The sequence below is a fragment of the Flavobacterium swingsii genome, assembly GCF_900111965.1.
Classification (GTDB): Bacteria; Bacteroidota; Bacteroidia; order Flavobacteriales; family Flavobacteriaceae; genus Flavobacterium; species Flavobacterium swingsii.
Window position 1 is genome coordinate 21,869 of the sequence record NZ_FOJT01000004.1, and the last position, 24,381, is coordinate 46,249.

The window sequence follows — 24,381 nt, forward strand, 5'->3', positions numbered from 1 at the left end:
TTAATTTTTGTAAGAATTTTAATCATTATATTTGTATAAACATTTTTAAATAACTTTAATATTTTTGTCAATGAAAAAAACTTTTCTCTTATGTTTATTTTTAATAAACACTCTTTTAGTGGCTCAAGAGGCTTGGAGGCCTATTGGTCCTGATGATTTTAATCAAGCGTCATATAATGGAGTCGATTTCACTACTTTAGTTCTAGACAGTAACAATGTGCCATATGTGGCGTATCAAGATGATGGAAATGGAGATAAAATTACGGTTCAAAAATACAACGGTACCTCTTGGGAATTGGTTGGTAATGCAGGTTTTTCTGCTGGAGTAGCTAATGGAATTTCCCTAGCTCTAGACAGTAATAATGTGCCGTATGTTGTGTATAGAGATGCTGCAGCTGGAGATAGAGGTATAGTTCAAAAATTCAATGGTACGTCATGGGTATTGGTTGGTGCTGTTTCTAATGGAGTTGCCTATTATACTTCAATAACCATAGACAGTAACAATATACCGTATGTTGTGTTTAGTGATGTTTCAAATGGATATAGAGCCACGGTTCAAAAATATAACGGTACGTTATGGGAATTGGTTGGTACTGCGGGTTTTTCAGTTGGTATAGCCTATGATACTTCCCTAGCTCTAGACAGTAACAATGTACCATATGTGGTGTATAGAGATTATGCAAATGGACAAAAAGCCACCGTTAAAAAATTCAACGGTACGTCATGGGATTTTGTAGGTACTGCGGGTTTTTCTACTGGAGTAGCCAAATCTCCTTCCCTAGTTCTAGGGAGTAACAATGTGCCGTATGTTGCGTATCAAGATGTTGCAAATGGAGATAAAGCCACGGTTCGAAAATTCAACGGAACTTCATGGGTATTGGTGGGTTCTGCGGCTTTTTCAGCTGGATTAGCTTATGATACTTCCTTAGCATTAGATAGTAATAATGTGCCGTATGTGGTGTATCAAGATGGTGTAAATGGATCAAAAGCCACAGTTCAAAAATTAAACGGTTCGTCATGGCAATTGGTGGGTACTGTGGCTTTTTCTACTGGAGAAGCACATACTCCTTCTATAGCTTTAGACAGTAACAATGTGCCGTATGTGGTGTGTAAAGATTTTGGAAATGGATTTAAAGCTACGGTTCGAAAATACAACGGTACGTTATGGGAATTAGTTGGAACTGCGGGTTTTTCTACTGGAACAGCCACTTATACTTCCCTAGTTCTAGACAGTAACAATATGCCGTATGTGGTGTATCGTGATAATGTAAATGCAAGTAAATCCACGGTTCTAAAATACAACGGTACGTCGTGGGATTTTGTAGGTACTGCAGGTTTTTCAGATGGAGGAGCCCGTAACACTTCCCTTGCACTAGACAGTAATAATGTACCGTATGTGGCTTATATAGATGAACTAAATGGAAGTAAAATTACGGTTCAAAAATTCAACGGTACATCATGGGTATTGGTTGGTACTGCAGGTTTTTCAACTGGAGGAGCCCTTTCCACTTCTTCCCTTTCCCTAGTTTTAGACAGTAACAATGTGCCATATGTGGCGTATCCAGATACTACAAATGGAGATAAAATTACGGTTCAAAAATACAACGGTACCTCTTGGGAATTGGTTGGTAATGCAGGTTTTTCTGCTGGTACAGCCAATTACACTTACCTTGCTCTAGACAGTAATAATGTGCCGTATGTGGTGTATCAAGATAGTATAAATGGACATAAAGCCACGGTTCAAAAATACAACGGTACGTCATGGGTATTGGTTGGTACTGCAGGTTTTTCTACTGGAATGGTCCTTTATACTTCCCTAGCTCTAGACAGTAACAATGTACCGTATGTAGTGTATTCAGATGCTGTAAATGGTAATGCTGCCACAGTTCATAAATACAACGGTACGTCATGGGAATTGGTGGGTACTTCAGGTTTTTCTGCTGCTGGAGCCATTTACATTTCCCTAGCTCTAGACAGTAACAATGTGCCGTATGTTGTGTATCAAGATGCAGCAAATGGAAATAAAGCTACGGTTCAAAAATACAACAGTACTTTATTGGATTGGGAATTGGTGGGTACTGTGGGTTTTTCTGCTGGAGCAACTACTTACACTTCCCTTGCTCTAGGTAGTAACAATGTGCCGTATGTAGTGTATAGTTCAACTAGAGCTTTTGCTAAATATTTCGGAGTTGAAAATGCTCTAAGTACAAACGAAAACACCTATTCTTTAAATCAAACAACCATTTACCCTAACCCAGTTAAAAACAGTTTTTCAATTTCTGGTAATGAAGCGGTAAACGAAATAGAAATTTATGATTTAATTGGTAAAAGAGTTTTGCACCAACAAAACACTACTAATGAAATTAACATCGAATTTTTACCTAAAGGAATTTATGTTGCCAAAATTAAAACCGAGAAAGGCATTACTTCTTTGAAGTTAATTAAAGAATAAAAAAATTATAACTTTTATATATAAAAAATCCACTTTCGAGTGGATTTTTCTATTATAGATATTTATTATTAAAACTTAAATAAAAATAGATTTTTTATTAAAAAAGCGACCTTCATAAATCGATTTTAAGGCGTTTTCTAAATTTTCAGACGCCAATATGTGTTTTCAGAAAAACATTTTAAAAAATCAGCTGTATTTACTTTTTGTGTAATAAAAATGTAGTTTAACGCGTTGTTAACATAGAAATATTAATAAAGCGCTATCTTTATGAGAAGTAACTTTTAAAATTTAAAAAATATGGAAACTACCACAAAAAAAGCAATGTATGCTCTTTTGGCAGGAGCCGCAGTTGGAGCTACACTTGGAATTTTGTTTGCACCAGATAAAGGTTCTAAAACAAGAGAAAAAATTAAAGAAGGTTTCGACGAAACTAAGAATAATATAAAACATAAATTCGAAAGTATTGCCGATGAATTGAAACATAAGTTTTCAAGTAATAATCACGATTTAGAAGAAACGTACAAAGAACTACTTTCTCATACTAATCATAAAACGGAAGAAGTAATTTCTTTTTTGGAAGATAAATTGAAAGATCTTAAAAAACACAATGCCAAACTTCAAAACTAAATTTAGCGTATGGCTTTCGAAGAATTAAAAGAAAATACCGAAAATATTCAAGATCAGGCTCAAGCTTATATCGATAGCCATTTGGCTTATTATAAATTGTGGGGTTTTAAGGTGGCAATGAAATCTACTACAATGATTTTGAAATTCACTTTAATTTTATTGTGTTTTTTAATGGTGTTGTTGTTTTGTTCGATTGCTGGGGCATTGACGATTGGCAAATCGTTAGAAAATTATCCTATGGGATTCTTGATTGTTGGTGGTATTTATTTTGTTCTTTCATTGTTTTTATTTTTGATAAAAGACAAAATTGTAGAAGGAACCATTTTGGAGAAATTTTCAGAAATCTTTTTTAACGATTAGTTATGGGAACCAAGAAATATGCTTCTTACGCCGAAATAGAAAGAGAACTGGAAATCTTGAAATTAGAAAAAGAAATCAATTATCAGAAACTGGTTCTAAGTGTTCAAAAAACCAAGGAAAGTTTTACGCCTCAAAATATAGTGAGTGGATTTTTAGGTTCTTATAAAGAAATAATTTCTGATTCCTATGTAACAATGGGTAAAATGGCAATTCCCTATATTATCAATTGGTTATTAAACAGAAAAAGAGGCGATTAAGCCTCTTTTTTTGTAAATAACATTCCAGTTATTTTATTTCACCTGCTTCATTTGCTTCAGATGTGTCCGATGGATTATAATCAGTCGAAGTATGATTTTTAGATTTTACTCTTGGTGTTTGTTTTTTCATTTGTTCACCAATTATGCTTGAAGCTGTAAAACTTGTCACCATACTATTTAACATTTCACTTGCAGCTTGCGGAGAATTAGGTAATAAAATCAAATTCGAATTCGTATCAGCTCCAATCGCTTGTAAAGTATCGTAATGTTGAGTGATTACAATAAGTGCCGATGCTTCTTGCGAATTGATTCCTACTTCATTCAAAACCGCTACACTTTCTACCAATCCTTTAGCAATTTCACGACGTTGGTCTGCAATACCTTGACCTTGTAATTTTTTACTTTCGGCTTCAGCTTTTGCTTTAGCAACAATTCTAATTCTTTGTGCTTCAGATTCGAACATAGCAGCCGTTTTTTCTCTTTCGGCAGCATTGATACGGTTCATGGCATTTTTCACCTGAATATCTGGATCAATATCGGTAACTAAAGTATTAATAATATCGTATCCATAAGTAGTCATGGCTTCGTTCAACTCACGTTTTACCGCTACGGCAATATCGTCTTTACGAAGAAAAACATCATCAAGAATTAATTTTGGAACTTCGGCACGAACAACATCAAAAACATAAGCTGTAATCTGATCGTGTGGATATTCTAGTTTGTAAAAAGCTTCGTAAACATGTTCTGGAATAACTTTAAACTGTACCGAAACTTTCATTTTAATAAAAACGTTGTCTTTGGTTTGTGTTTCGATCATGACATCTAATTGTTGAATTTTTAGATTTACACGACCTGCAATTTTGTCGATAATAGGCAATTTGAGTTGTAATCCAGATTGTCTTATTCCAATAAATTTACCAAAACGCTCTACAACAACAGCAGTTTGTTGTTTGACTGTAAAAAAACTAGAGAAGAAAATAAATAATCCGAAGATTAAAAAAGCATAAAAAATAACGTCCATTGTAATAGTTTTTAGTTTGTTATATTGGTTATACGTGATAATATTCTAAAAGTTACATTCGTATGTAAAGATTAATATTTACTTTCGCAAAAAATTCCCAAGACATGAAAAAGATATTTTTAGTACTAACATTCATTTTTTCACTTACAATTACCGCACAGCATAGTCGTCGTGATGGAAACCGTATAGGAATAATGGGAGGAATTACCCAAACGACATTAACAACATCAAATTTTGCTTCAAAACCAGCAAATGGTTGGGTTGCAGGAATGGCTGTAAGAGGAAATTACTATAATGATTTTAGTGCAATTTTTGGAATGCAATTTTTCGAAAATAACATTATAGTTGCTACAACCAAACCGCTATCACTCGCTTCGGAAGATGTAAATTTTAAAACAATGGGTGTTCAAGTACGGTTATTGGCTAGTTATAATTTGATAAAAAACCATCTTTCGTTAGATTTTGGACCTGTTTTACAAATAAATGACAAACTAAAAATAAATAGTAAATCAGAACTAAATAATGTTACTGGAACTTTGTTAACGGCTAAAGAAATTACCGATGTTACAAAGCTTAACGGAAATGCTTATGTTGGTATTTCGGCAGGAACAAAAAGAATTCGTGCCGTTGTTAATTACCAATATGGTTTGAATAATTTCCTGAATAATCTGAATAATAATGAAGAATTAAAATTGAAAAACAACAACAGTAATTTCAAAGGTCATTTAGGAATTATAAGTGGGCAAGTGTTGTTTAATTTGTAAGAAAAAACATTTTCTAAAATTAATATAAAATCGCGCAAATAATTATATTTGCGCGATTTTGTATTTTACAAAACCTCAATTTTATTTTTAACCTATTTTATTTATGAAAAAAGTATTACTTGTATCCCTTTCATTGGGAGCAATTTTGTTTTCAAGTTGCCAAAAAGAAGAACCTGTTAGATGTATTCTTCCAGAAATTTCTTCTTCAACTAATTCACCAGTTATTCAAACAGGAACAATTGTTCTTGAAGCACCAGTTTCTGAAGACACTGCTGTTACTTACAAATGGACTGGACCAAACGGATTTGAGTCTAATTTAGCTAATCCAACAATTTCGAATGTAACTTCAGCTATGGCCGGAGAATATAAAGTAAAAATGATAAAAGGTATTTGTGAAACTCCAGAATCTTCAAATATTGTTGAAGTTATTCCGGCTGTTGTAAGTTGTACGCCAAACAATAACACATTGGCTTTTACTCGTTCATCACTTACAGGTATGACTTTTAATTCAGTTTACACAAGTACGAGTGGAGGAAGTTTCGAAATTAGAGCTGGAGCATCTAACGGTGATTTAACAATCGAATTTGCATCTGCTTCAACTCCATTACCTGGATATTATGATCTTAGTAACGATTGTCCAACTTCATTTTTATCTGATAATGAAGTATGTGTTTCAATAGTATATTCAGGTTATTTCTGCCGAGCAAATTCTGGAAAAATACTTGTTACAAATGTAGGTGGAAAATTATCTGCAGTTTTTTGTGATGTTTTATTTACTAATTCGGATTTACCGTTTGATATGACAGCGATGTCTAAAGTTACTCAACCATAATAGTTATGAAAAAATTATTTATTTTACTTTGTTTTTTAAGCCTATCATCTTTTGCACAAACCGCTTATTTTTTTAATAAAAAAGGCGAAAAAATAGTTATGCGTGATGACACGGTAGAAATTTTAGTTGTAGACGATAGAATATCTTATGCAGAAGTTGGAAAGAGTTGGGAAAAATATATCAGATTCAAAGATCTTGATTATGCTATTGTAGGACCACATTATTTTAAATCTTTCAAACTAATAAATGCAAAAGGTAAGTCAGAAAAAGAAACCGCTTTTTTTGTTTTAGCCGAAACTAAGGAAAGAAAACTATTATCTTATACAGTAACGGTAATAGGGAAGTATGGTTCTTCAAAATACTACAATATCTATTGCATAGATAACAATAATAACATTCTGGATTATGTAAAACTTAATGAAAGTTTTGTTTACAAAGGAGCAAGAATGAAAATTTCGCCAATGATAAACAAACATTTTTCTGATTGTCCGGAAGTAATGAGCGAATTTTCAAAATTTGAAGACACAGACGAAAAACACTTAAACGTTTTAGGTTTTTTTGATAGTCAGAGATATATAAAATGTAATTAAAATATAAAAAATAGAAATAAAACAAAAATGAAAAAAGCATTATTATTTGCTATCTTTTTAGCAACATTCGCAGGATATAGCCAAGCTCCAAGAGGATTTTATGTAACTGCCGGAATAACTCAAACAGAGCTAAAATCTTCCGACTTGCAGTCTACGCCAGGAATCGGTTATAAGGCAGGTCTTAATTTTAATATGGGTTATCATGAAAATTATAATTACCAAATAGAAATGTTGTTTAATCATAGAGCATTAAATTTTAAAACTGTCTCTGCCGATTATCAAACAGTGGGTGAACAAAAATATATATCAGAGACAATAGATATTGGTTTTTACTTTAATTATTATATACTAAAACCAGAAGAAGATAAATTCTTTTTAGGACCGCAAATAGGATTTGCAACAGCTATTACAGGGCAGTTTACACCTGCAAAAACAAAAAATGTTGGGTATGATTTTAATAACTACTCAGAAGAGTCATATAATGAGTACAACCACACAGAAGGCAAATATTTATTACCTTATTTATTAGACGAAGGAAGTTTCGAAAACACGCCACAAGTAAATTTAGACGCAGGTCTTGGTTTAACAGGAGGTTATAATGATTTTAGATTTGATTTACGTTACACAAAGGGTCTAAATAATCGTCTTAAAGGTGTTGAAACAAATAACCATGATGAGTATAACAGATATACAGGTCCAACACTTAGCGGAAAACTAAACACCATTTCTTTTTCTGTTTCTTATATTTTTTGGAAAAGAATAAGAAAATAGTTTTAATAAAAAAGCCTCGAATTTCGAGGCTTTTTCTTTTTTATAAACTTGCTATTGCTTTTTCAATTCGCTTGATTGTTTCTTCTTTCCCTATCATTTCTACGATATCAAACAAATGTGGTCCCATCATTTTTCCTACCAAACTTAATCGGAAAGGTTGCATAACTTTTCCCATTCCTATTTCGTTTTGAGTCATCCAATCTTTTACAATAGTTTCAATATTAACAGATGTAAAATTTTCTATAGCATTTAAAACCACGATTAATTGTTTCATTAATTCTGGCGTTTCTTCTTTCCAGTTTTTTGCTGCTTTCTCATCATAAGAAGTTGGCGCTACAAAGAAATAATCAGATAAATCCCAAAGTTCGTTTACAAAATGAGCACGTTCTTTTACTGATGCAACTACTTTAGTTACATAATCTAAATTTGAAGAAACTCCTTTCGATTCAACAATTGGTAAGAATAATTCAGCCAAGGCTTTATCTTCTTTCTTAACCAAATATTGATGATTAAACCATTTGTTTTTCTCAGGGTCAAACTTCGCTCCCGCTTTGTGAATTCTATTTAAATCAAATTTTTCGGTTAGTTCTGTTAATGAAAAAAGCTCTTGTTCCGTTCCGTCATTCCAACCCAACATAGCTAAGAAATTAATTACAGCTTCTGGGAAAAATCCATTTTCTTTATAACCTAATGAAGTTCCTTCCTCAGTTTTCCATTGCAATGGAAATACAGGAAAGCCTAGTTTTTCGCCATCACGTTTGCTTAATTTTCCGTTTCCTACAGGTTTTAATATCAATGGTAAATGCGCAAATTCAGGCGCTTCCCAACCAAATGCTCTGTATAACAAAACATGCAGTGGCATAGAAGGCAACCATTCTTCCCCACGAATTACGTGAGAAGTTTCCATCAAATGATCATCGACAATATTGGCCAAATGATACGTTGGCATTCCATCGCTTTTAAATAAAACCTTATCGTCTAACAAATTACTTTCAAACTTAATATCACCACGAATAATATCTGTTAAATGTAAAGTTTCATTAACAGGAGTTTTAAAACGAATTACAAAATCTTCTCCAGCGGCAATTCTTTCCGCCACTTTTTCAGGAGAATTGGTTAACGAATTATCTAATGTTTCACGAACGGTATGATTGTAAATAAAGGTATTTCCTGCTGCTTCAGTCGTTTTTCGTAAAGTATCTAAATCTTCAGATGTATCAAATGCATAATAAGCCCAACCAGAATGTATCAGTTGGTCAGCATATTGTTTGTATAAATGTTTTCTTTCAGATTGTCTGTAAGGACCAAATTTTTCGTTCTTACCCATCGTTTCATCAGGAGAAATTCCTAACCATTCTAATGATTCCATGATATATTCTTCGGCACCAGGAACAAAACGATTTTGGTCGGTATCTTCTATTCGTAAAAAGAAAACACCGTTGTGTTTTTTGGCAAATAAATAATTAAATAAAGCAGTACGAACACCGCCTATATGCAAAGCTCCTGTTGGGCTTGGTGCAAAACGCACACGAACTTGTTTAGACATTTTTGTAAATTTTGATGCAAAGATAAAGTTTAAAAATCTGTTTAATATATTTTTAACTCATTAGAATTTTAAAATTACTACTTTTATAGGTTAAAAAGATTGCTTTATTTTGGAAAATTCAAAACTCATATTTCAAAAATTAGAAGATTTCATCAAGAAATTCTATACCAATGAATTGTTACGTGGAACAATTTTCTTTGTTGGTTTGGGATTACTGTATCTTTTTGTAACCAGTTTTATCGAATATTTCCTTTGGTTGAAGCCAACAGGAAGAACATTTTTGTTTTTGATGTTTGTTTTGGTTCAATTATTCTTGTTGGTCAGATTTATAGTATTTCCAATATTCCAATTATTTAAACTTAAAAAAGGAATAGATTATACCGAAGCTTCTAAAATTATTGGGAATCATTTCACTGAGGTGAATGATAAACTGACTAATTTCCTTCAATTATCAGAAGACAAAAACCAATCAGAATTACTTTTAGCATCAATAAACCAAAAAGCAAATTCACTACAACCGATACCTTTTTCTAATGCTATCGATTTTAAAAAGAACAGAAAATTTTTGCCATTAGCATTAATTCCTTTGTTTTTTGTTTTGTTTCTAATGCTTTCAGGACAACAAAAACTGATTACCGAAAGTATGAATCGTGTGGTAAATTACAAACAACAATTTTTGCCACCAGCGCCGTTTGCATTTACTTTGGTAAACAAAAACCTGCAAACCGAACAAAACAAAGATTTTATTCTCAAGGTAAAAACCGTTGGAAATGTTGTTCCAGAAAAAGCCATGATTTTTATTGGTGACGAAAGTTATTTTATGAAAAACACCAAGCAAGGAGAATTTCAGTTTGTATTGACGAAACCGATGCAAAACATCGATTTTCATATTGAAGCCAACGAAGTTTCATCAATCAATTATACTTTGAATGTGATTACCGTTCCTGCCATTGCAAATTTCGAGATGTTGCTTAATTTCCCTAATTATCTGAATAAGAAATTTGAAATTATCAAAGGAACTGGGAATGCCATTGTTCCCGAAGGCACACAAATCACTTGGAGAATTAATACGGTTGCAACTCAAAGCATCAATCTAATTGAAGCCAATAAATCGTATTCGTTTGTAAATTCTGGAAATACATTCAATTTAAGTAAAAGTATCTTTCAAAATACAGAATATCAGATATTTACTTCTAATAAATCGATAAAAAACTACGAAAAACTCAATTATGCTATCAATGTAGTAAAAGATCAGTTTCCAACCATCAAAGTGGAGATGGCTGCCGATAGTTTAAAAGGCTCTAAAGAATATGTTTTAGGCCAAATCTCGGACGATTATGGGTTTTCGAAGCTGAGTGTTGTTTATTTTCCAAAAGACAATCCAGAAGCTGCTAAACGTGGAACCATCGCTGTAAAGCAAAGTAATTTCGATCAGTTTGTGTTTTCTTTTCCAAGCACGTTGCCAATTGTAGATGGTGTGGCGTATGAATATTATTTTGAAGTTTTTGATAACGATGCCATTCATCATTATAAAAGCACAAAGTCATCTGAGTTTTCATATCGTGAATCTACTGTCGAAGAAAAGGAAAATGAAAATTTGCAACAGCAAAACGAAAACATCAATGCTTTAGAAAAGTCATTAAGCAAGCAAGACAAACAACTTTCTGAGTTAGAAAAATTACAAAAAACTAATAAAGAGAAAAAAGATTTAGATTATAAAGACAAGCAAAAATTAGATGACTTCGTAAAACGTCAGAAACAACAAGACGAAATGATGAAGGAATTTTCTGAAAAGATTAAAGATAATTTAGAAAAATTTAAAGCTGAAGAAAATGATCCGAAGAAAGAATTATTAAAACAACGTTTAGAAAAATCGAAAGAAGAATTAGAAAAAAATCAAAAGCTTCTGGACGAATTGAAACGATTGAACGAAAAATTAGATCAAGAAGAAATACAAGAAAAATTAGAAAAGTTTCAACAAAAAAGTAAAAACCAAACCAAGACCTTAGAACAATTGGTTGAGTTAACTAAAAGATATTATGTCGAGAAAAAAGCAGAACAACTAGCTGATAAGTTAGATAAGCTTTCTGAAAAAGAAGACAAGTTAGCTGATGATAAAAAAGAAAATTCTGAAGAAAAGCAAAACGAGATTAACAAAGAGTTTGATAAAATTCAGGAAGAATTAAAAGAATTAGATAAAGAAAATAAAGAACTTAAATCGCCATTAGATATTCCTCAAGATAAAGAAAAGGAAGAAAGCATCGATAAAGATTTGCAAAAAGCATCGGAAGAATTACAAAAGAAACAGCAAGACAAAGCTTCGCCTAAACAAAAAAGTGCCGCTAAAAAAATGAAAGAAATGAGCGAAAAAATGGCTCAAGAAATGGAAGGTGGAGAGAAAGAGCAAATGGAAGAAGACGTAGCAATGCTTCGTCAAATTCTAGATAATTTGTTGGCGTTTTCTTTTTCGCAAGAATCGTTAATTAAAAATTTTAAAGCGATAACCAATACATCAAATGCATTTTCGAAACACTTAAAAACACAACAAGATTTAAAACAACAATTCAAACATGTTGATGATAGTTTGTTTGCGATGTCATTGCGTAATCCAAAAATAAGCGAACAAGTAACAACCGAAATTGGAAAGGTTCATTATAATATTGATAAAAGTATCGACTTGCTTTCCGACAATCAAATCGCGAGAGGAACATCAAGTCAGCAATTTTCTTTAACAAGCGCCAATAATTTAGCCAACTTTTTAAGTGATGTTTTAAACAGTATGCAAATGTCACTTTCTGGAATGGGCAAAGGAAAACCGAAACCAGGAAAAGGAAAAGGCAGCGGAATGCAATTACCAGATATTATCAAAAAGCAGCAAGGTCTTGGTGAGAAAATGAAAGATGGAAAAGCCAAAGGAGAAAAACCAGGTGACAAACCGGGAGATAAGCCCGGAGAAAAACCAGGCGAAGGAAAAGACGGCAAGTCTGGAAAAGAAGGAAAATCTAGTCAAGGAAGTGACGGAAAAGGAGAAGGCGAAAATGGACAAGATGGTGAAGGGAATGCAAAAGCAGTTTTAGAAATTCTTAAAGAGCAACAACAATTGCGTGATGCTTTGCAAAAAGAACTCGAGAAAAATGGTTTGGGCGGAGCTGGGCAAAATGCTTTAGAGCAAATGAAACAGATAGAAAAGCAATTAATCAACAAAGGGTTTTCTAACGATGCGATTCAGAAAGCACTTAATTTGAAGTATGAATTACTCAAATTAGAGAAAGCAATTCAGGAACAAAATCAAGATTCGAAAAGACAATCTAACACAAATAAAAAAGATTTTAACAATACTGCAAATCCCCTACCGCAAAAGCTTCAAGAATATTTGAATAGTATTGAAATTTTAAATAGACAAACACTACCTTTGCGCTCGAATTTTGACCGCAAGGTTCAAGAATATTTTAAGAAAAATGATTAGTTTTAATTACGAAATAGATTTCGAAATACAAGAAGAAACCATTTATACCAATTGGATTTCTAGTGTTATAGTTTCAGAAAACAAATCCGAAGGCGAGATAAATTATATCTTTTGCGACGATGATTACTTGGTTGAAATTAACCAACAATATCTAAATCACGACACACTAACGGATATTATAAGTTTCGATTATTCTTTAGGAAATGAAATACACGGAGATATTTATATCTCTATCGAAAGAGTCCGTGAGAACGCAGAAGAGTTTAAGGTCCCTTTCGAAGAAGAATTAAAACGCGTTATGATTCATGGTGTTTTACACTACTGCGGTTACAAGGATAAATCTGAATCTGACGAGTTGTTAATGCGCTCTAAGGAAGACGAAAAAATAAAATTGTTTCACGTGAAACAATAACGCAAAATCTAAATCACGAATTATGTTTCACGTGAAACAATTTTTTAATTCATGATTTTTAATTGAAAAGTTCCACGTGGAACAAAGCATAATTTGAATTACAAAAACGATTAGAAGACGTAATTTGTAATTCGCAATTCACAATCAAAAAATGTTTTTAGAAGAATATGATGTTATAGTTGTTGGTGCTGGTCACGCAGGTTGCGAGGCTGCTGCGGCATCAGCAAATCTAGGTTGCTCCACCCTATTAGTTACAATGAGCTTGCAAAACATTGCGCAAATGTCTTGCAATCCTGCTATGGGCGGAATTGCTAAGGGACAAATAGTTCGTGAGATTGATGCGCTTGGTGGTTATTCAGGAATTGTTTCAGATAAAACCGCTATTCAATTCAAGATGCTCAACAAGTCGAAAGGACCTGCGATGTGGTCGCCAAGAGTTCAAAGTGACCGTATGCGTTTTTCTGAAGAATGGCGATTGATGCTTGAAGGAACTCCTAATCTTGATTTTTATCAAGAAATGGTTTCGGGAATGGTTATCGAAAACAATAAAGTTTTGGGTATTAAAACTTCTTTGGGATTGACTATTCGTGCCAAATCTGTTGTGCTTACTAATGGAACTTTTCTTAATGGATTAATACATATTGGCGACAAACAATTTGGTGGTGGCCGTGCTGGAGAAAGTGCCGCTTACGGAATTACCGAAGATTTGGTTAAAGCTGGTTTCGAATCTGGAAGGATGAAAACAGGAACACCACCTCGAGTAGATGGTCGTTCGTTAGATTATTCTAAGATGAATGTAGAAGCAGGAGATATAAACCCATCTAAATTTTCGTATTCAGATATAACAAAACCATTGGCGCACCAGAGAGATTGTCACATGACTTACACCTCTCTTTTGGTTCATGATATATTGCGTGAAGGTTTCGAACGTTCGCCAATGTTCAACGGTCGAATTAAAAGTTTAGGCCCAAGATATTGCCCTTCTATCGAAGATAAAATAAATCGTTTTGCAGATAAAGACCGTCATCAATTGTTTGTTGAACCGGAAGGTTGGAATACTTGTGAGGTTTATGTAAACGGATTCTCAACTTCTTTACCAGAGGATATTCAATTTAAAGCATTGCGTTCGGTGGTTGGTTTCGAGAAAGTAAAATTCTTCAGAGCTGGTTATGCTATCGAATATGACTACTTCCCTCCTACGCAACTCAAACATACTTTAGAAACCAAATTAGTCGAAGGTTTGTATTTTGCAGGGCAAATAAATGGAACAACTGGTTACGAAGAAGCGGCTTCTCAAGGATTGATGGCAGGAATAAATGCTGCACTCAAGGTGAAAGAACAAGAGCCTTTAATCTTAAAACGTGACGAAGCTTATATCGGAGTTTTAATAGATGATTTGATTACCAAAGGAACTGAAGAACCTTACAGAATGTTTACTTCTCGTGCCGAATTCAGAACTTTATTGCGTCAGGATAATGCAGATTTTAGATTGACTCCAATGTCGAATAAAATTGGTTTGGCATCTGATGCGCGTTTGAAACGAATGGAGCACAAACTGAATGAATCAGAAAAAATGGTGGCTTTCTTTAGAGAAACTAGCATTACTCCTGCTGAAGCAAATCCGGTTTTAATTGCTAAAGAAACTGCCGAAGTAAATCAGACAGATAAGATTTTTAAAATACTTTCTCGTCCGCAAATAGAGTTAGCAGATGTTTTAAAATTTAATAATGTCGCAGAATATGTTGCTAATAGTGATGTAGATCAAGAAATTCTTGAACAAGCAGAAATTCAAGTAAAATATTCTGGTTATATCGATAAAGAAAGAGCCAATGCCGAAAAGCAAACACGTTTGGAAGATTTAAAAATCCCAGAAAACTTCGATTACCATCAAATCAAATCGATGTCTATAGAAGCAAAACAAAAATTATCTAAAATTAGACCTGTTACCATTTCGCAAGCGTCAAGAATATCTGGAGTTTCGCCAAGTGATATTTCGGTATTGTTGGTTTTCCTTGGAAGATAAATCAATTGTTCCACGTGAAACTTAATTAAAATTAAAACAAACATTCATTGCAAATTATAATATGAATTTCGAAAACAAATCCATTTTTATTAAAGTAAAAGACAATTCAGTATCCAAAGAAAATTTCGAATTACTTCTCGATAAAGAATTACAATTACTAAAAACATATCCACAACCTTCGCTAGATGTTCTTCCAAAATATTACGAAAGTGAAGATTATATTTCACATACTGATGGTAAACGATCTTTGTTCGAGAAATTATACCAGATTATCAAATCGTATTCTTTAAATAAAAAAGTAAGTTTAATAAATTCTTTTCATCCACAAAAAGGAAGCTTGTTGGATATTGGAGCTGGAACGGGCGATTTTTTAGCTACAGCAAAAAAAGCTGGTTGGCAAATTACAGGAATCGAACCTAATGAAAAGGCAAAAACCATTTCAATTTCAAAAGGTGTATCATTTGCAGAAAATTTGGAAAGTATCGAATCTCATTCTTTCGATGTAATTACGATGTGGCATGTTCTAGAACATGTTCCTGATTTAGAAAATCAAATTAAAATTTTAAAGAGATTAGTAAAACCAAACGGAACCATAATTATTGCAGTTCCAAATTACAAATCATTTGACGCAAAATATTATGGAGAATTTTGGGCAGCTTATGATGTGCCAAGACATTTGTGGCATTTCTCTAAAATTTCCATCGAAAAATTATTTGCTAAGGAGAATATGAATCTTATAAAAATCCTTCCAATGATTTTCGATAGTTTTTATGTGTCACTTTTATCAGAAAAATATAAAAACGGAAAAATGAATTTCATAAAAGCCTTTTACATCGGTTTGAAGTCAAATCTGAAAGCAAAACAAAATTTAGAGTATTCTTCCCACATTTATGTGATAAAAAACAACTAAAAATGATTTTAAAGCATTTTTAGAAACGTTTTAGGTTAAAAACATATAAATTAGTGCAAGAAAAAAATATTTCTTTTAAAACGAGTTTATAAAAGCCTGTTTTAATAGCAAAAAACTATATTTTTAAATTAAATTATAAGATTTTACTATAATAAAAAGATTGGCATAATTTTTCCAAATAACCGATTAACCAAATCAACGATTAACCAAATCAACATTTCAAAAAAAAGATTACTTTTACCAAAATTTAAAAATCAACAAAAAAATAAAAATGAAAAAATTAGTATTATTAGCAGCAATTGCATTTTCAATAATTTCTTGTAACAAAACTACAGAAGCAAAAGAATATAAAACAGCTTACATCGACACTCAGAAAATGATGGAAGATTATACTGAAGCAAAAGAACTTGACGAAAAGTATAAAACCAAAGGAGAAGTAATGGGACGTGAGCTTGAAGTAGCTGCAAAAAACTTGAAAGCTGAAATGAACGGTTTCCAACAAAATGCGATGGCAAAGGGTCAAGCATGGGCACAACAAAAAGGAGCTGAATTGCAACAAAGACAACAAGAATTGCAATATGCGCAACAAGCGATGATGCAACAATTGCAAGGTGAAAGCGGAAAAGAAATGGATACTTTAGTAAAATCTGTAAAACAACTTATCAAAGATTACGGAAAAGAAAAAGGGTACGATTATATTTATGGTACGGGAGATGCAGCAACTGTTTTATACGCAAAAGACAGTTATGATATTACAAAAGATGTAGTAAAAATGATTAACGATAAATATGCTGCAAAGCCAAAAACGGATAAAAAAGAAGAAAAAGCAGCAGAGAAAAAATAATTTCTTTCAAAAATAATTTCAAAAAACCTTCATCTTTAATTAGTTGGAGGTTTTTTATTATTTAAAAAATTCCACAGAGATACACGAAGAAAATTAAAAAACTTTGTGAATCTCTGTGTTTTTTCTTCGTGAATCTCTGTGTAATTAGTTTCAATCTAAGATTAAACATTAAAATAAATTCAATATTTTTGCCCAATACATACAAGCCAAAATGGAAAACATCTCAGCCGAAGCCAATTACACTCTACAATTCATCAACCAAACCCAGCGAAATATCTTCCTTACAGGAAAAGCAGGAACAGGAAAAACGACACTTTTACGGGAAATTATTCAAACCACACACAAAAATTGTGTTGTAGTGGCACCCACAGGAATTGCTGCGCTAAATGCTGGTGGTGTTACGATTCACTCGATGTTTCAGTTGCCTTTTGGCGGATTTATTCCAGATAATACTGTTCCACAATTTTCAGAATATATAAAATTTGAATCGAAAGCGACTTTAAATCGCAATTTTAAAATGAGTGGTTTGAAAAAATCAGTTATCAAAAATATGGAATTGCTAATTATCGATGAAGTCAGTATGCTTCGTGCCGATTTACTCGACGGAATTGATCATATGTTGCAATCTATTCGCAAGAAAAAAATCGCTTTTGGTGGCGTTCAAGTGCTTTTTATTGGAGATTTATTGCAATTACCGCCTGTAATTAAAGACGAAGAATGGAAAACATTACGCAATTATTACAAAGGAAAATTCTTTTTTCATTCGCACGTTATTCAGCAAAATCCGCCGTTATATATCGAATTATCAAAGATTTTTCGTCAAACCGATGAAGTTTTTATTTCCATTTTAAATAATTTACGAAACAACAGGATTTCGCCACAAGATATTGAGAATTTAAACGAATATGTAAAACCAAATTTCGATCTCAAAGCCAATAAAGGCTACATCACACTAACGACGCACAACGCAAAAGCTGATGGTATGAATGCTAAAGCGCTGGAAGAATTAGAAGGAAAACAATACCAGTACAAACCAGAAATAACAGGCGATTTTCCAGAAAAAATTTACCCAATAGATCAGAATTTGCAACTAAAAATAGGTGCGCAAGTTATGTTTGTAAAAAATGATTTGGCTTTCGAAAAACGTTATTTTAATGGAAAAATGGGAATTATCAAATCCTTATCGGAAGCAGAAATTTTAGTACATTTTCCTGAAGAAAACACCACGATTGAAGTCGAAAAATACGAATGGCAAAACATCCGCTATTCGGTAAATGCCAATACAAAAGAGATTGAAGAAGAAACTTTGGGAACCTTTGTCCACTACCCTATTAAGTTGGCTTGGGCGATTACAGTGCACAAAAGTCAAGGATTAACTTTTGATAAAGCGGCGCTCGATGTATCGCAAGTTTTTCAGCCAGGACAAGCCTACGTTGCGTTATCGCGTTTACGCTCGTTAGAGGGCTTGGTTTTACTTTCTCCGTTACAAATGAATGGTATTTCGAACGATATCGATGTGATGGATTATGCCGAAAATAAAGCATCGGAAGAAAAATTAGAAAAATCATTGCAACAAGAAACCACCAGATTCTTGCATAATTTCCTAAAATCTACTTTCGATTGGGCCGATTTGGCTCAAGAATGGCGCAATCATTTGTATAGTTATAACGAAAAAGGCGAAGCATCAACAAAATCGAAACATTCGATTTGGGCAAAAAAACAAACCGATAGTATTACCGAAATTCAGGAACCAGCCAGAAAATTCTTGAGTCAGTTAGACAAACTTTTTAACACAGAACCTTTTGATATTCATTTTGTTAAAGAAAGAGTCGATGCTGCTTATAATTATTTTTTCAAACAAATGGACAGCATTGTTTATGATGTTTTATGGAAAATAGAAGAAGTAAAACGCATCAAAAAAGCAAAAATGTTGTTCGATGAATTATCAGTTTTAGAAGAAGTACAAATCAATGCTATTTTTAAATTGATGAAAGCCAAATTGCTGGTAAAAACAATAGCTTCGGGCGATATAATTTCTAAAGAAAATTTGACTTCCAAAGAAATTAAATCTTACAAAATCAATAAAATTGATGCGATTCACGAAGAATTCAAAAGATTAAACATCACCCTAATTGATGATGATCTCGACGTGGAACGTTATGCAAAAAAGAAAAAAGAACCGAAAGAAGCTAAAAAATCGACGGTGCAAGAAACCTACGAATTGTGGATTGAAAAAAATTCTATCAAAGAAATTGCAGCAATTAGAAAACTCACACCACAAACCATTGGCGGACATTTCGCAAAGCTTATAGAATCTGGAACTGTCGCCATTACCGATGTTTTGCCAGAAGACAAAATCGCAGCTTTAGCCGAAGCTTTTTTTGGTTACAAAGAAGAAACCCTAAACCCGCTCAAGGAAAAATACGGCGACGAATTTACTTGGGACGAGTTAAAAATGTACAAATCGAGTTTGAATGCGGGTTAATTATACAAATTAAGCAGCCACTCTTTGCAAAATAATTTTACAAGCAATATCCGAAGTTACCGCTACGCTATGACCTATAAACAAAGGAATAGATAAATAACTTCCAGCAACAAGATCATGTGCTTCTTCTCCGATTGTTATGGTACAACTACCTTCAACTATTAGAAAATGCTCGTATTCTTTGTCGTGAACTTCAATTGGAGCTCCGTGTTTTAGCCAAACGATAAGCGTTGTTGCTTCTTCGCTAGCACTAATAATTTTTGCATCTATGGTTTCATAATCTTCAGAAACCTGCATATTGGGTCTGTTAATCCATGTTTTAAAATCGGCAACAGTACTATTTTTATTTAACAATGGTGCAATTGCATACTCTTCGCCATTTTTCAAACGTTCAGTATAGTCAATAGTAGCCATTATCATTGCTTTTGAAGCTGGAGAAATTTCTGGAGCAAACGCTTCTGAAGTTATTTGTAAGGCTTTTGAAATAGAATCAATTTCTTCTTTTATTTCAATATTTTCTTCAGCAAATTTTGTGATTTCAATATTTTCTTCATCAGTAGTCATGCCTAACACATACAACTCTAGTATTCCTGAATTTATATAATTTTGTATAGTATCCATTTTTATTGTACTTGTGTTTTTTCTTTTAGTTGTCCTCTCAAAATTAGAAGCGCTTTTCGCATCCTTGTTTTTACAGTTCCTATGGGAATGTCTAGTTCTTTGCTTATTTCTTCCTGCGTATATCCCTTATAATAAGCTAGCTCTATAAGAATTAAATGTTCAGATTTTAATTTTCCAACTACTTTTTTCAATCCAATTGTATCTAACGAATCTTCTTCAGTAGTAAGATTGTTTAAGGTATATACGTTTTGATTGGTGTTTTGGATTTTGTTTTTATTATGTTTAGACCTTTTGTAGTCTATACTCATATTTCTAGAAATATTAAGCATCCAAGTATATAACCTTCCTTTTGACGTGTCATAACTATCAAAATTATCCCAGATTTTTAAAAATGTTTTTTGCAAAATATCTTCAGACTCCTCGACATCTTCAATAATAGAATGTATGACACCAAATATTGCTTTAGCATAATTGTCGTATAAATAAGCAAATGCCTTTTGATCTCGATTTTTTATTAAAATCACCAAATCATCATGATTATAGACTATTTTTTCTCTCAAAATTACCCTGTGTTAATTGATTTTTTATGCTTGTTTTTCACATCTTACTTAACTCAACCAATAAACGCCCATTATTGCAGGAATAAAATAAATAACAATAGTTCTGGCTCCGTCATAATCTTTGGCAATGCGTTGTCCAAAAAGCAACATAAGTAAAGTAACGCAAGACAAACAAGCACCGTATTTTCCAAAAGTTGTTCCGCCACTTATAGACATTTCTATCATACCAACTACACATAAAATCCCTGCGAGAATCTCGAAAACCAAAACAGTTTTTAGCGCAAGAGGCACTTTGTTAGCAAAGATAGTTCCTGAGAAATGCTCGGTGAGCCAAGACAAATTTCCGTTCCAGTCGGTATATTTATCATATCCTGATTGCAAGAAAGTAATGGCAAGAAAAAGTAAAACAAAAAGTGAGGCAAGGTTTTCCATGGGTTTATTTTTTATGAATTAATCGTGTTAGTTTTATCGACAAATCGGTTAAGATTATTTTAGCATTTCCGTTGCGTTCTATGTGGTAAATTGCATCAGAAAGTTCTTTAAATATATCATTTATATTGTTTCCGTTTACAAACGGTGCAAATTTTTCGAAACTAAATTTTTCGACCGCCGTTTCTAGATAAACTAGTTTTTCGGTTTCGTAATTTAATAATAAAGCTTGACGAAACATTTCGATGCAAAAATGCAAGAATTTCTTTTGTGTTTCACGTCCCAAACCAGCAATTTGCTCGCTCCACAAAATTAAATCCTGAATTGCCGCAGCGTTTCCTTTGGCTCTAAAAGCGGCACGAACCCAAGTTACGAACCATTCTTCGAACGGTAAATCGTCATTTATTTCGTGAGAAAAGTGCAATGCTTTGTTGTAATTTCCTTGCGATTTGTGCGCAATTTTTTGTGCTTTTTTGACTTCGATATTTTCATTAGCAATCAATGATTCAGCAATTGCATTTTCACTTAATGCCGAAAAATGCAAGACTTGACATCGGGAACGAATCGTTTGTATAATATCTTCTTCGTTTTCGGTAATAAGAATAAATAACGTTTTATCGGTAGGTTCTTCGAGTAGTTTTAGCAATTTGTTAGAAGCGGCAATATTCATCTTGTCGGCCATCCAAACAATCATGATTTTATAACCACCTTCATAAGCTTTTAGCGAAAGCGATTTGAGAACTTCTTGAGCGTCTTCTACCCTAATTTCTCCTTGTTTATTTTTTACATCAAGAATATTGTACCAATCGAAAATGCTTCCGTAGGGTTTTTCGATAAGAAATTTTCGCCAATCGGTAAGAAAATCTAAGCTTTTAGGTTTGGTTTTTACTTCGTCGGTAGTTACCGTTGGGTAAACAAAATGTAAATCTGGATGCGAAAAATGTTCAAATTTTAAGTTGCAACTTTCGTTTCCGCCAGCGTTTTCACCACCAATATTATTACACAAAATATATTGTGCGTAAGCAATGGCGGTAAGTAAAACGCCAGATCCTTCTGGACCAACAAATAGCTGGGCATGCGGAATTCGTCCAGCGGTTGCGCTTTGTACTAAATGACTTTTGATGTGTTCGTGACCTACGATTTGGCTAAACTGCATAGTGCAAATATAGGGAATACAATAAATTTTACAATATGATTATTGTTAATAAGAAATTTTATAGGGTAATAAAAAATTATCAGATAACAAGTTGTTTTTTGTTTTTTGTAAATTTTTTAACAACAAATTTAACTCAATATTAGGAAGTTATCATAATAAAAAATATTTTTGCAACCGCTAAAAAATAAAAAAGACAGTAAAAATGCGTATTTATAAAATAAATTTGTATATTTTTATTGTTCAAATAATTTTTGGCACGCTTTTAGCAACGTAGTTTAAAAACACAAAATCAGTTTTAATTAATACGGCTTTTAAATTTTTAAAACAAGTAAATTTAATTTTTTTTATTAAAAAGTTATTAGAATCTTGCAAGTGTAATTTAAAAGTTTGTTTTTCGAAACGATTTAAACCTTAAATTATTAAAATTTTAAACAAATTACCATGAAGAAAATTATCTTTTTTAGCTTATTCTTATTATTTGCAGTAAGCGACGCAAACGCTCAAAAAACAACTAAACCAGTAGGGATTATTAGTTCTGGCGCTGCAGTAAAAAAATTCTATGAAAAAAGTGAATTAGACACAATGAACAAAGGACAGTTGTTAGAATTGTACATTGAGCGTATCAAAGTACTAGTAAATACACTACCTTACATCGCCTTAACAACAAAAGCAGGGGTAACTATGCAAGATGTTGGTGTTCCTGAGAGCGCGGAGAACAATAAAGTATTATCTTTACAAAAACAAAACACAGAGACTTTTCTTAATTCGACTGTAGATTTCCAAAGAGCCATGACTCCTTATGCGGATAAAGGTAACTTAGTAAGCTCTATATTATATTACGAATCAATGTTGAAGGAATTGAGTCAAATTAACGAGTAATTATCCCAAGTAATAACTTTTAAATCCTACCCACATGAAAAACCTAGTACAAATTAAATGGATGTTGCTTTTTGTAGTTTTTACTGCAAGTGCACAACAAGAAAAAGGTATAATTGGAGCCAGCAATTGGCTAAACAATTGGACGGAATTTAAGCCACAAAACGCTGAGTACAACGAAACGAATCAGATTTTGTATGGTAAGATAACCACTAACACTACTTTATTCAAGAAGAACACCTATCTTTTGCAAGGACCAGTATATGTGACAAACAATGCGATACTTACTATCGAACCTGGTACGGTTATAAAAGGAGATTACGAAACAAATGGTGCCTTAATTATTACTAAAGGAGCACAAATCATGGCAAATGGTTTGGAAACTGATCCAATTATCTTCACATCAAACAGACCACAACGTAAAGCTGGGGACTGGGGAGGAATTGCGATTCTTGGAGACGCTCCAATGAATAAGTTTGGTGGCGCTTCGTCTTTAAACTTCGATTTAGATCCAAGTCAAACAATTTATGGAGGTACCAATTCTGCAAGTAATTCTGGAGTTGTAAGATTCCTTAGAATAGAATTTGCAGGAAAAAAAATAAAAGGATTTAAAGATTACAATGCTTTTTCTTTAGCAAGTGTAGGAAATAAAACAGTTATCGAAAACGTAATGTGTAGTTTTGCTGCAGGAAATTCTTTCGAGATATTAGGAGGAGACCTTACAGTAAGCAAATTAGTGTCGTTAAGAGCTAGTGGAGATGACTTCGAGTTTACACAAGGAACACAGTGCAGAATAGATAATTCATTAGCAATTAGACACTCACTTTATTCTTCATCAACAAGATCAAGATGTATGAAAATTGCTTCTTATGAGAAAAAAGAAGAAGCAGATCTTTCTAAAAACCAAACAAATGTAGTAGCTATAAATTGTACACTTGTAAACACTACTCAAACATTAAGCGATGATATTGCTAAAGGATTAGTAAAAGAAGCTGTTTACGTAGGAAATAATTCATCTTTTTCTATTAAAAGAAGTGTAGTATCTGGGTTTTATCCAGCAGCAATTTTATCTAACGAGATCAAGTTAGAAGCAAGCACATTTAAGAAAATTAAATTCGAAGAAGTATATTTTAACAATTGTAAAGGAAATATTTTTGTTGAAAATACAACAACAAACGAAGACCTAGAAGATTATTATGGTATGGGAGCTTTTTATAATTTGTATCAAAACACAGACAATAAAGAAATGTTTTTAGACTTATATAACGCTAAAAACAATCCAGATTTTAGAATAAAAATCAGTAAAATTACCGCTTCTAATTCGAAATAAATCAATAAATATATCCGATTTAAAAAATCCATTAAGAGATAATTCTCTT

At 32.8% G+C, this 24,381-nt stretch carries 22 protein-coding genes; 16 read left to right on the forward strand and 6 right to left on the reverse strand.

The annotated features are described in order from the left end of the window. The first annotated feature begins 70 nt into the window (after nucleotides 1–70). The 4 genes from BM053_RS07240 (at nucleotide 71) to BM053_RS07255 (ending at nucleotide 3,696) form a co-directional block, all read left to right on the forward strand. Nucleotides 71–2,452 (forward strand): T9SS type A sorting domain-containing protein, encoded by a 2,382-nt coding sequence (locus BM053_RS07240; protein ID WP_091475698.1) that lies wholly within the window; start codon nucleotides 71–73, stop codon nucleotides 2,450–2,452. Between the two features lie 297 nt (nucleotides 2,453–2,749). Beyond that, nucleotides 2,750–3,079 (forward strand): YtxH domain-containing protein, encoded by a 330-nt coding sequence (locus BM053_RS07245; protein ID WP_091475701.1) that lies wholly within the window; start codon nucleotides 2,750–2,752, stop codon nucleotides 3,077–3,079. A gap of 9 nt (nucleotides 3,080–3,088) precedes the next feature. Continuing rightward, a complete protein-coding gene (locus tag BM053_RS07250) occupies nucleotides 3,089–3,439 on the forward strand; it encodes a competence protein (RefSeq protein ID WP_091475704.1) in 351 nt (116 codons plus the stop codon). 2 nt (nucleotides 3,440–3,441) lie between these two features. After that, a complete protein-coding gene (locus BM053_RS07255) occupies nucleotides 3,442–3,696 on the forward strand; it encodes a DUF6327 family protein (RefSeq protein ID WP_091475707.1) in 255 nt (84 codons plus the stop codon). Nucleotides 3,697–3,724: 28 nt separating this feature from the next. Here the strand turns inward: BM053_RS07255 and BM053_RS07260 are convergent, their stop codons facing one another. Further along, a complete protein-coding gene (locus BM053_RS07260) occupies nucleotides 3,725–4,717 on the reverse strand; it encodes an SPFH domain-containing protein (RefSeq protein ID WP_091475711.1) in 993 nt (330 codons plus the stop codon). Nucleotides 4,718–4,821: 104 nt separating this feature from the next. Between BM053_RS07260 and BM053_RS07265 the strand changes: the two genes are divergently transcribed. The 4 genes from BM053_RS07265 (at nucleotide 4,822) to BM053_RS07280 (ending at nucleotide 7,674) form a co-directional block, all read left to right on the forward strand. Next, entirely contained in the window at nucleotides 4,822–5,481 is a 660-nt protein-coding gene (locus BM053_RS07265; RefSeq protein ID WP_091475714.1) for a hypothetical protein, read from the forward strand. A gap of 103 nt (nucleotides 5,482–5,584) precedes the next feature. Further along, nucleotides 5,585–6,313 carry a hypothetical protein gene (locus tag BM053_RS07270; RefSeq protein ID WP_091475716.1) on the forward strand — a complete coding sequence of 243 codons (729 nt, stop codon included), beginning with the start codon at nucleotides 5,585–5,587 and terminating at the stop codon, nucleotides 6,311–6,313. Nucleotides 6,314–6,318: 5 nt separating this feature from the next. Further along, the gene (locus tag BM053_RS07275; protein ID WP_091475719.1) at nucleotides 6,319–6,903 is read left to right on the forward strand and encodes a hypothetical protein; all 585 of its coding nucleotides are present in this window, start codon (nucleotides 6,319–6,321) and stop codon (nucleotides 6,901–6,903) included. Nucleotides 6,904–6,930: 27 nt separating this feature from the next. Further along, the gene (locus tag BM053_RS07280) at nucleotides 6,931–7,674 is read left to right on the forward strand and encodes an outer membrane beta-barrel protein (protein WP_091475721.1); all 744 of its coding nucleotides are present in this window, start codon (nucleotides 6,931–6,933) and stop codon (nucleotides 7,672–7,674) included. 40 nt (nucleotides 7,675–7,714) lie between these two features. Here BM053_RS07280 and gltX read toward each other — a convergent pair whose 3' ends face one another. Continuing rightward, nucleotides 7,715–9,220: a glutamate--tRNA ligase gene (gltX, locus tag BM053_RS07285; RefSeq protein ID WP_091475724.1), complete on the reverse strand. Its 1,506-nt coding sequence runs from the start codon at nucleotides 9,218–9,220 to the stop codon at nucleotides 7,715–7,717. 109 nt (nucleotides 9,221–9,329) lie between these two features. On the opposite strand from gltX, the gene BM053_RS07290 reads away from it, so the two are divergent. The 6 genes from BM053_RS07290 (at nucleotide 9,330) to BM053_RS07315 (ending at nucleotide 19,360) form a co-directional block, all read left to right on the forward strand. Then, the gene (locus tag BM053_RS07290) at nucleotides 9,330–12,686 is read left to right on the forward strand and encodes a coiled-coil domain-containing protein (protein ID WP_091475727.1); all 3,357 of its coding nucleotides are present in this window, start codon (nucleotides 9,330–9,332) and stop codon (nucleotides 12,684–12,686) included. Then, nucleotides 12,679–13,098 (forward strand): rRNA maturation RNase YbeY, encoded by a 420-nt coding sequence (gene ybeY / locus BM053_RS07295; protein WP_091475730.1) that lies wholly within the window; start codon nucleotides 12,679–12,681, stop codon nucleotides 13,096–13,098. The genes BM053_RS07290 and ybeY overlap by 8 nt, the downstream gene beginning before the upstream one ends. A 151-nt stretch (nucleotides 13,099–13,249) precedes the next feature. Continuing rightward, a complete protein-coding gene (mnmG, locus tag BM053_RS07300) occupies nucleotides 13,250–15,121 on the forward strand; it encodes a tRNA uridine-5-carboxymethylaminomethyl(34) synthesis enzyme MnmG (protein WP_091475733.1) in 1,872 nt (623 codons plus the stop codon). A 61-nt stretch (nucleotides 15,122–15,182) separates the two neighbouring features. Next, nucleotides 15,183–16,031 carry a class I SAM-dependent methyltransferase gene (locus BM053_RS07305; protein WP_091475735.1) on the forward strand — a complete coding sequence of 283 codons (849 nt, stop codon included), beginning with the start codon at nucleotides 15,183–15,185 and terminating at the stop codon, nucleotides 16,029–16,031. Between the two features lie 271 nt (nucleotides 16,032–16,302). After that, nucleotides 16,303–16,875, forward strand: a complete 573-nt coding sequence (locus tag BM053_RS07310) for an OmpH/Skp family outer membrane protein (RefSeq protein WP_091475738.1) — start codon at nucleotides 16,303–16,305, stop codon at nucleotides 16,873–16,875. 211 nt (nucleotides 16,876–17,086) lie between these two features. Further along, entirely contained in the window at nucleotides 17,087–19,360 is a 2,274-nt protein-coding gene (locus tag BM053_RS07315; RefSeq protein WP_091475741.1) for a helix-turn-helix domain-containing protein, read from the forward strand. 9 nt (nucleotides 19,361–19,369) lie between these two features. On the opposite strand, the gene BM053_RS07320 is transcribed toward BM053_RS07315, so the two are convergent. Genes BM053_RS07320 through BM053_RS07335 form a run of 4 tightly spaced genes read right to left on the reverse strand, consistent with a single transcriptional unit; the run spans nucleotide 19,370 to nucleotide 22,126 of the window. After that, complete coding sequence (locus tag BM053_RS07320; protein ID WP_143076474.1) at nucleotides 19,370–19,981, reverse strand: cupin domain-containing protein; 612 nt, start codon at nucleotides 19,979–19,981, stop codon at nucleotides 19,370–19,372. A 2-nt stretch (nucleotides 19,982–19,983) separates the two neighbouring features. After that, on the reverse strand, nucleotides 19,984–20,541 hold the full coding sequence (locus BM053_RS07325; RefSeq protein WP_244148515.1) for an RNA polymerase sigma factor: 558 nt from the start codon (nucleotides 20,539–20,541) through the stop codon (nucleotides 19,984–19,986). 48 nt (nucleotides 20,542–20,589) lie between these two features. Beyond that, nucleotides 20,590–20,973: a DoxX family protein gene (locus tag BM053_RS07330; RefSeq protein WP_091475746.1), complete on the reverse strand. Its 384-nt coding sequence runs from the start codon at nucleotides 20,971–20,973 to the stop codon at nucleotides 20,590–20,592. Between the two features lie 4 nt (nucleotides 20,974–20,977). Further along, nucleotides 20,978–22,126 carry a DNA polymerase III subunit gene (locus BM053_RS07335; RefSeq protein ID WP_091475750.1) on the reverse strand — a complete coding sequence of 383 codons (1,149 nt, stop codon included), beginning with the start codon at nucleotides 22,124–22,126 and terminating at the stop codon, nucleotides 20,978–20,980. A 441-nt stretch (nucleotides 22,127–22,567) separates the two neighbouring features. On the opposite strand from BM053_RS07335, the gene BM053_RS07340 reads away from it, so the two are divergent. Then, the gene (locus BM053_RS07340; RefSeq protein WP_091475752.1) at nucleotides 22,568–23,005 is read left to right on the forward strand and encodes a hypothetical protein; all 438 of its coding nucleotides are present in this window, start codon (nucleotides 22,568–22,570) and stop codon (nucleotides 23,003–23,005) included. Nucleotides 23,006–23,039: 34 nt separating this feature from the next. Next, nucleotides 23,040–24,332: a hypothetical protein gene (locus tag BM053_RS07345; protein ID WP_091475754.1), complete on the forward strand. Its 1,293-nt coding sequence runs from the start codon at nucleotides 23,040–23,042 to the stop codon at nucleotides 24,330–24,332. Nucleotides 24,333–24,381 lie beyond the last annotated feature (49 nt).

Excerpts from the sequence above, each read along its gene's own strand:
- BM053_RS07340 (WP_091475752.1), top strand. The coding sequence starts at position 22,568 with ATGAAGAAAATTATCTTTTTTAGCTTATTCTTATTATTTGCAGTAAGC.
- BM053_RS07255 (WP_091475707.1), top strand. The coding sequence starts at position 3,442 with ATGGGAACCAAGAAATATGCTTCTTACGCCGAAATAGAAAGAGAACTG.
- BM053_RS07280 (WP_091475721.1), top strand. The coding sequence starts at position 6,931 with ATGAAAAAAGCATTATTATTTGCTATCTTTTTAGCAACATTCGCAGGA.
- BM053_RS07240 (WP_091475698.1), top strand. The coding sequence starts at position 71 with ATGAAAAAAACTTTTCTCTTATGTTTATTTTTAATAAACACTCTTTTA.
- BM053_RS07345 (WP_091475754.1), top strand. The coding sequence starts at position 23,040 with ATGAAAAACCTAGTACAAATTAAATGGATGTTGCTTTTTGTAGTTTTT.
- BM053_RS07305 (WP_091475735.1), top strand. The coding sequence starts at position 15,183 with ATGAATTTCGAAAACAAATCCATTTTTATTAAAGTAAAAGACAATTCA.
- BM053_RS07250 (WP_091475704.1), top strand. The coding sequence starts at position 3,089 with ATGGCTTTCGAAGAATTAAAAGAAAATACCGAAAATATTCAAGATCAG.
- gltX (WP_091475724.1), bottom strand. The coding sequence starts at position 9,220 with ATGTCTAAACAAGTTCGTGTGCGTTTTGCACCAAGCCCAACAGGAGCT.
- BM053_RS07275 (WP_091475719.1), top strand. The coding sequence starts at position 6,319 with ATGAAAAAATTATTTATTTTACTTTGTTTTTTAAGCCTATCATCTTTT.
- BM053_RS07330 (WP_091475746.1), bottom strand. The coding sequence starts at position 20,973 with ATGGAAAACCTTGCCTCACTTTTTGTTTTACTTTTTCTTGCCATTACT.
- mnmG (WP_091475733.1), top strand. The coding sequence starts at position 13,250 with ATGTTTTTAGAAGAATATGATGTTATAGTTGTTGGTGCTGGTCACGCA.
- ybeY (WP_091475730.1), top strand. The coding sequence starts at position 12,679 with ATGATTAGTTTTAATTACGAAATAGATTTCGAAATACAAGAAGAAACC.
- BM053_RS07310 (WP_091475738.1), top strand. The coding sequence starts at position 16,303 with ATGAAAAAATTAGTATTATTAGCAGCAATTGCATTTTCAATAATTTCT.
- BM053_RS07335 (WP_091475750.1), bottom strand. The coding sequence starts at position 22,126 with ATGCAGTTTAGCCAAATCGTAGGTCACGAACACATCAAAAGTCATTTA.
- BM053_RS07320 (WP_143076474.1), bottom strand. The coding sequence starts at position 19,981 with ATGGATACTATACAAAATTATATAAATTCAGGAATACTAGAGTTGTAT.
- BM053_RS07265 (WP_091475714.1), top strand. The coding sequence starts at position 4,822 with ATGAAAAAGATATTTTTAGTACTAACATTCATTTTTTCACTTACAATT.
- BM053_RS07270 (WP_091475716.1), top strand. The coding sequence starts at position 5,585 with ATGAAAAAAGTATTACTTGTATCCCTTTCATTGGGAGCAATTTTGTTT.
- BM053_RS07315 (WP_091475741.1), top strand. The coding sequence starts at position 17,087 with ATGGAAAACATCTCAGCCGAAGCCAATTACACTCTACAATTCATCAAC.
- BM053_RS07245 (WP_091475701.1), top strand. The coding sequence starts at position 2,750 with ATGGAAACTACCACAAAAAAAGCAATGTATGCTCTTTTGGCAGGAGCC.
- BM053_RS07260 (WP_091475711.1), bottom strand. The coding sequence starts at position 4,717 with ATGGACGTTATTTTTTATGCTTTTTTAATCTTCGGATTATTTATTTTC.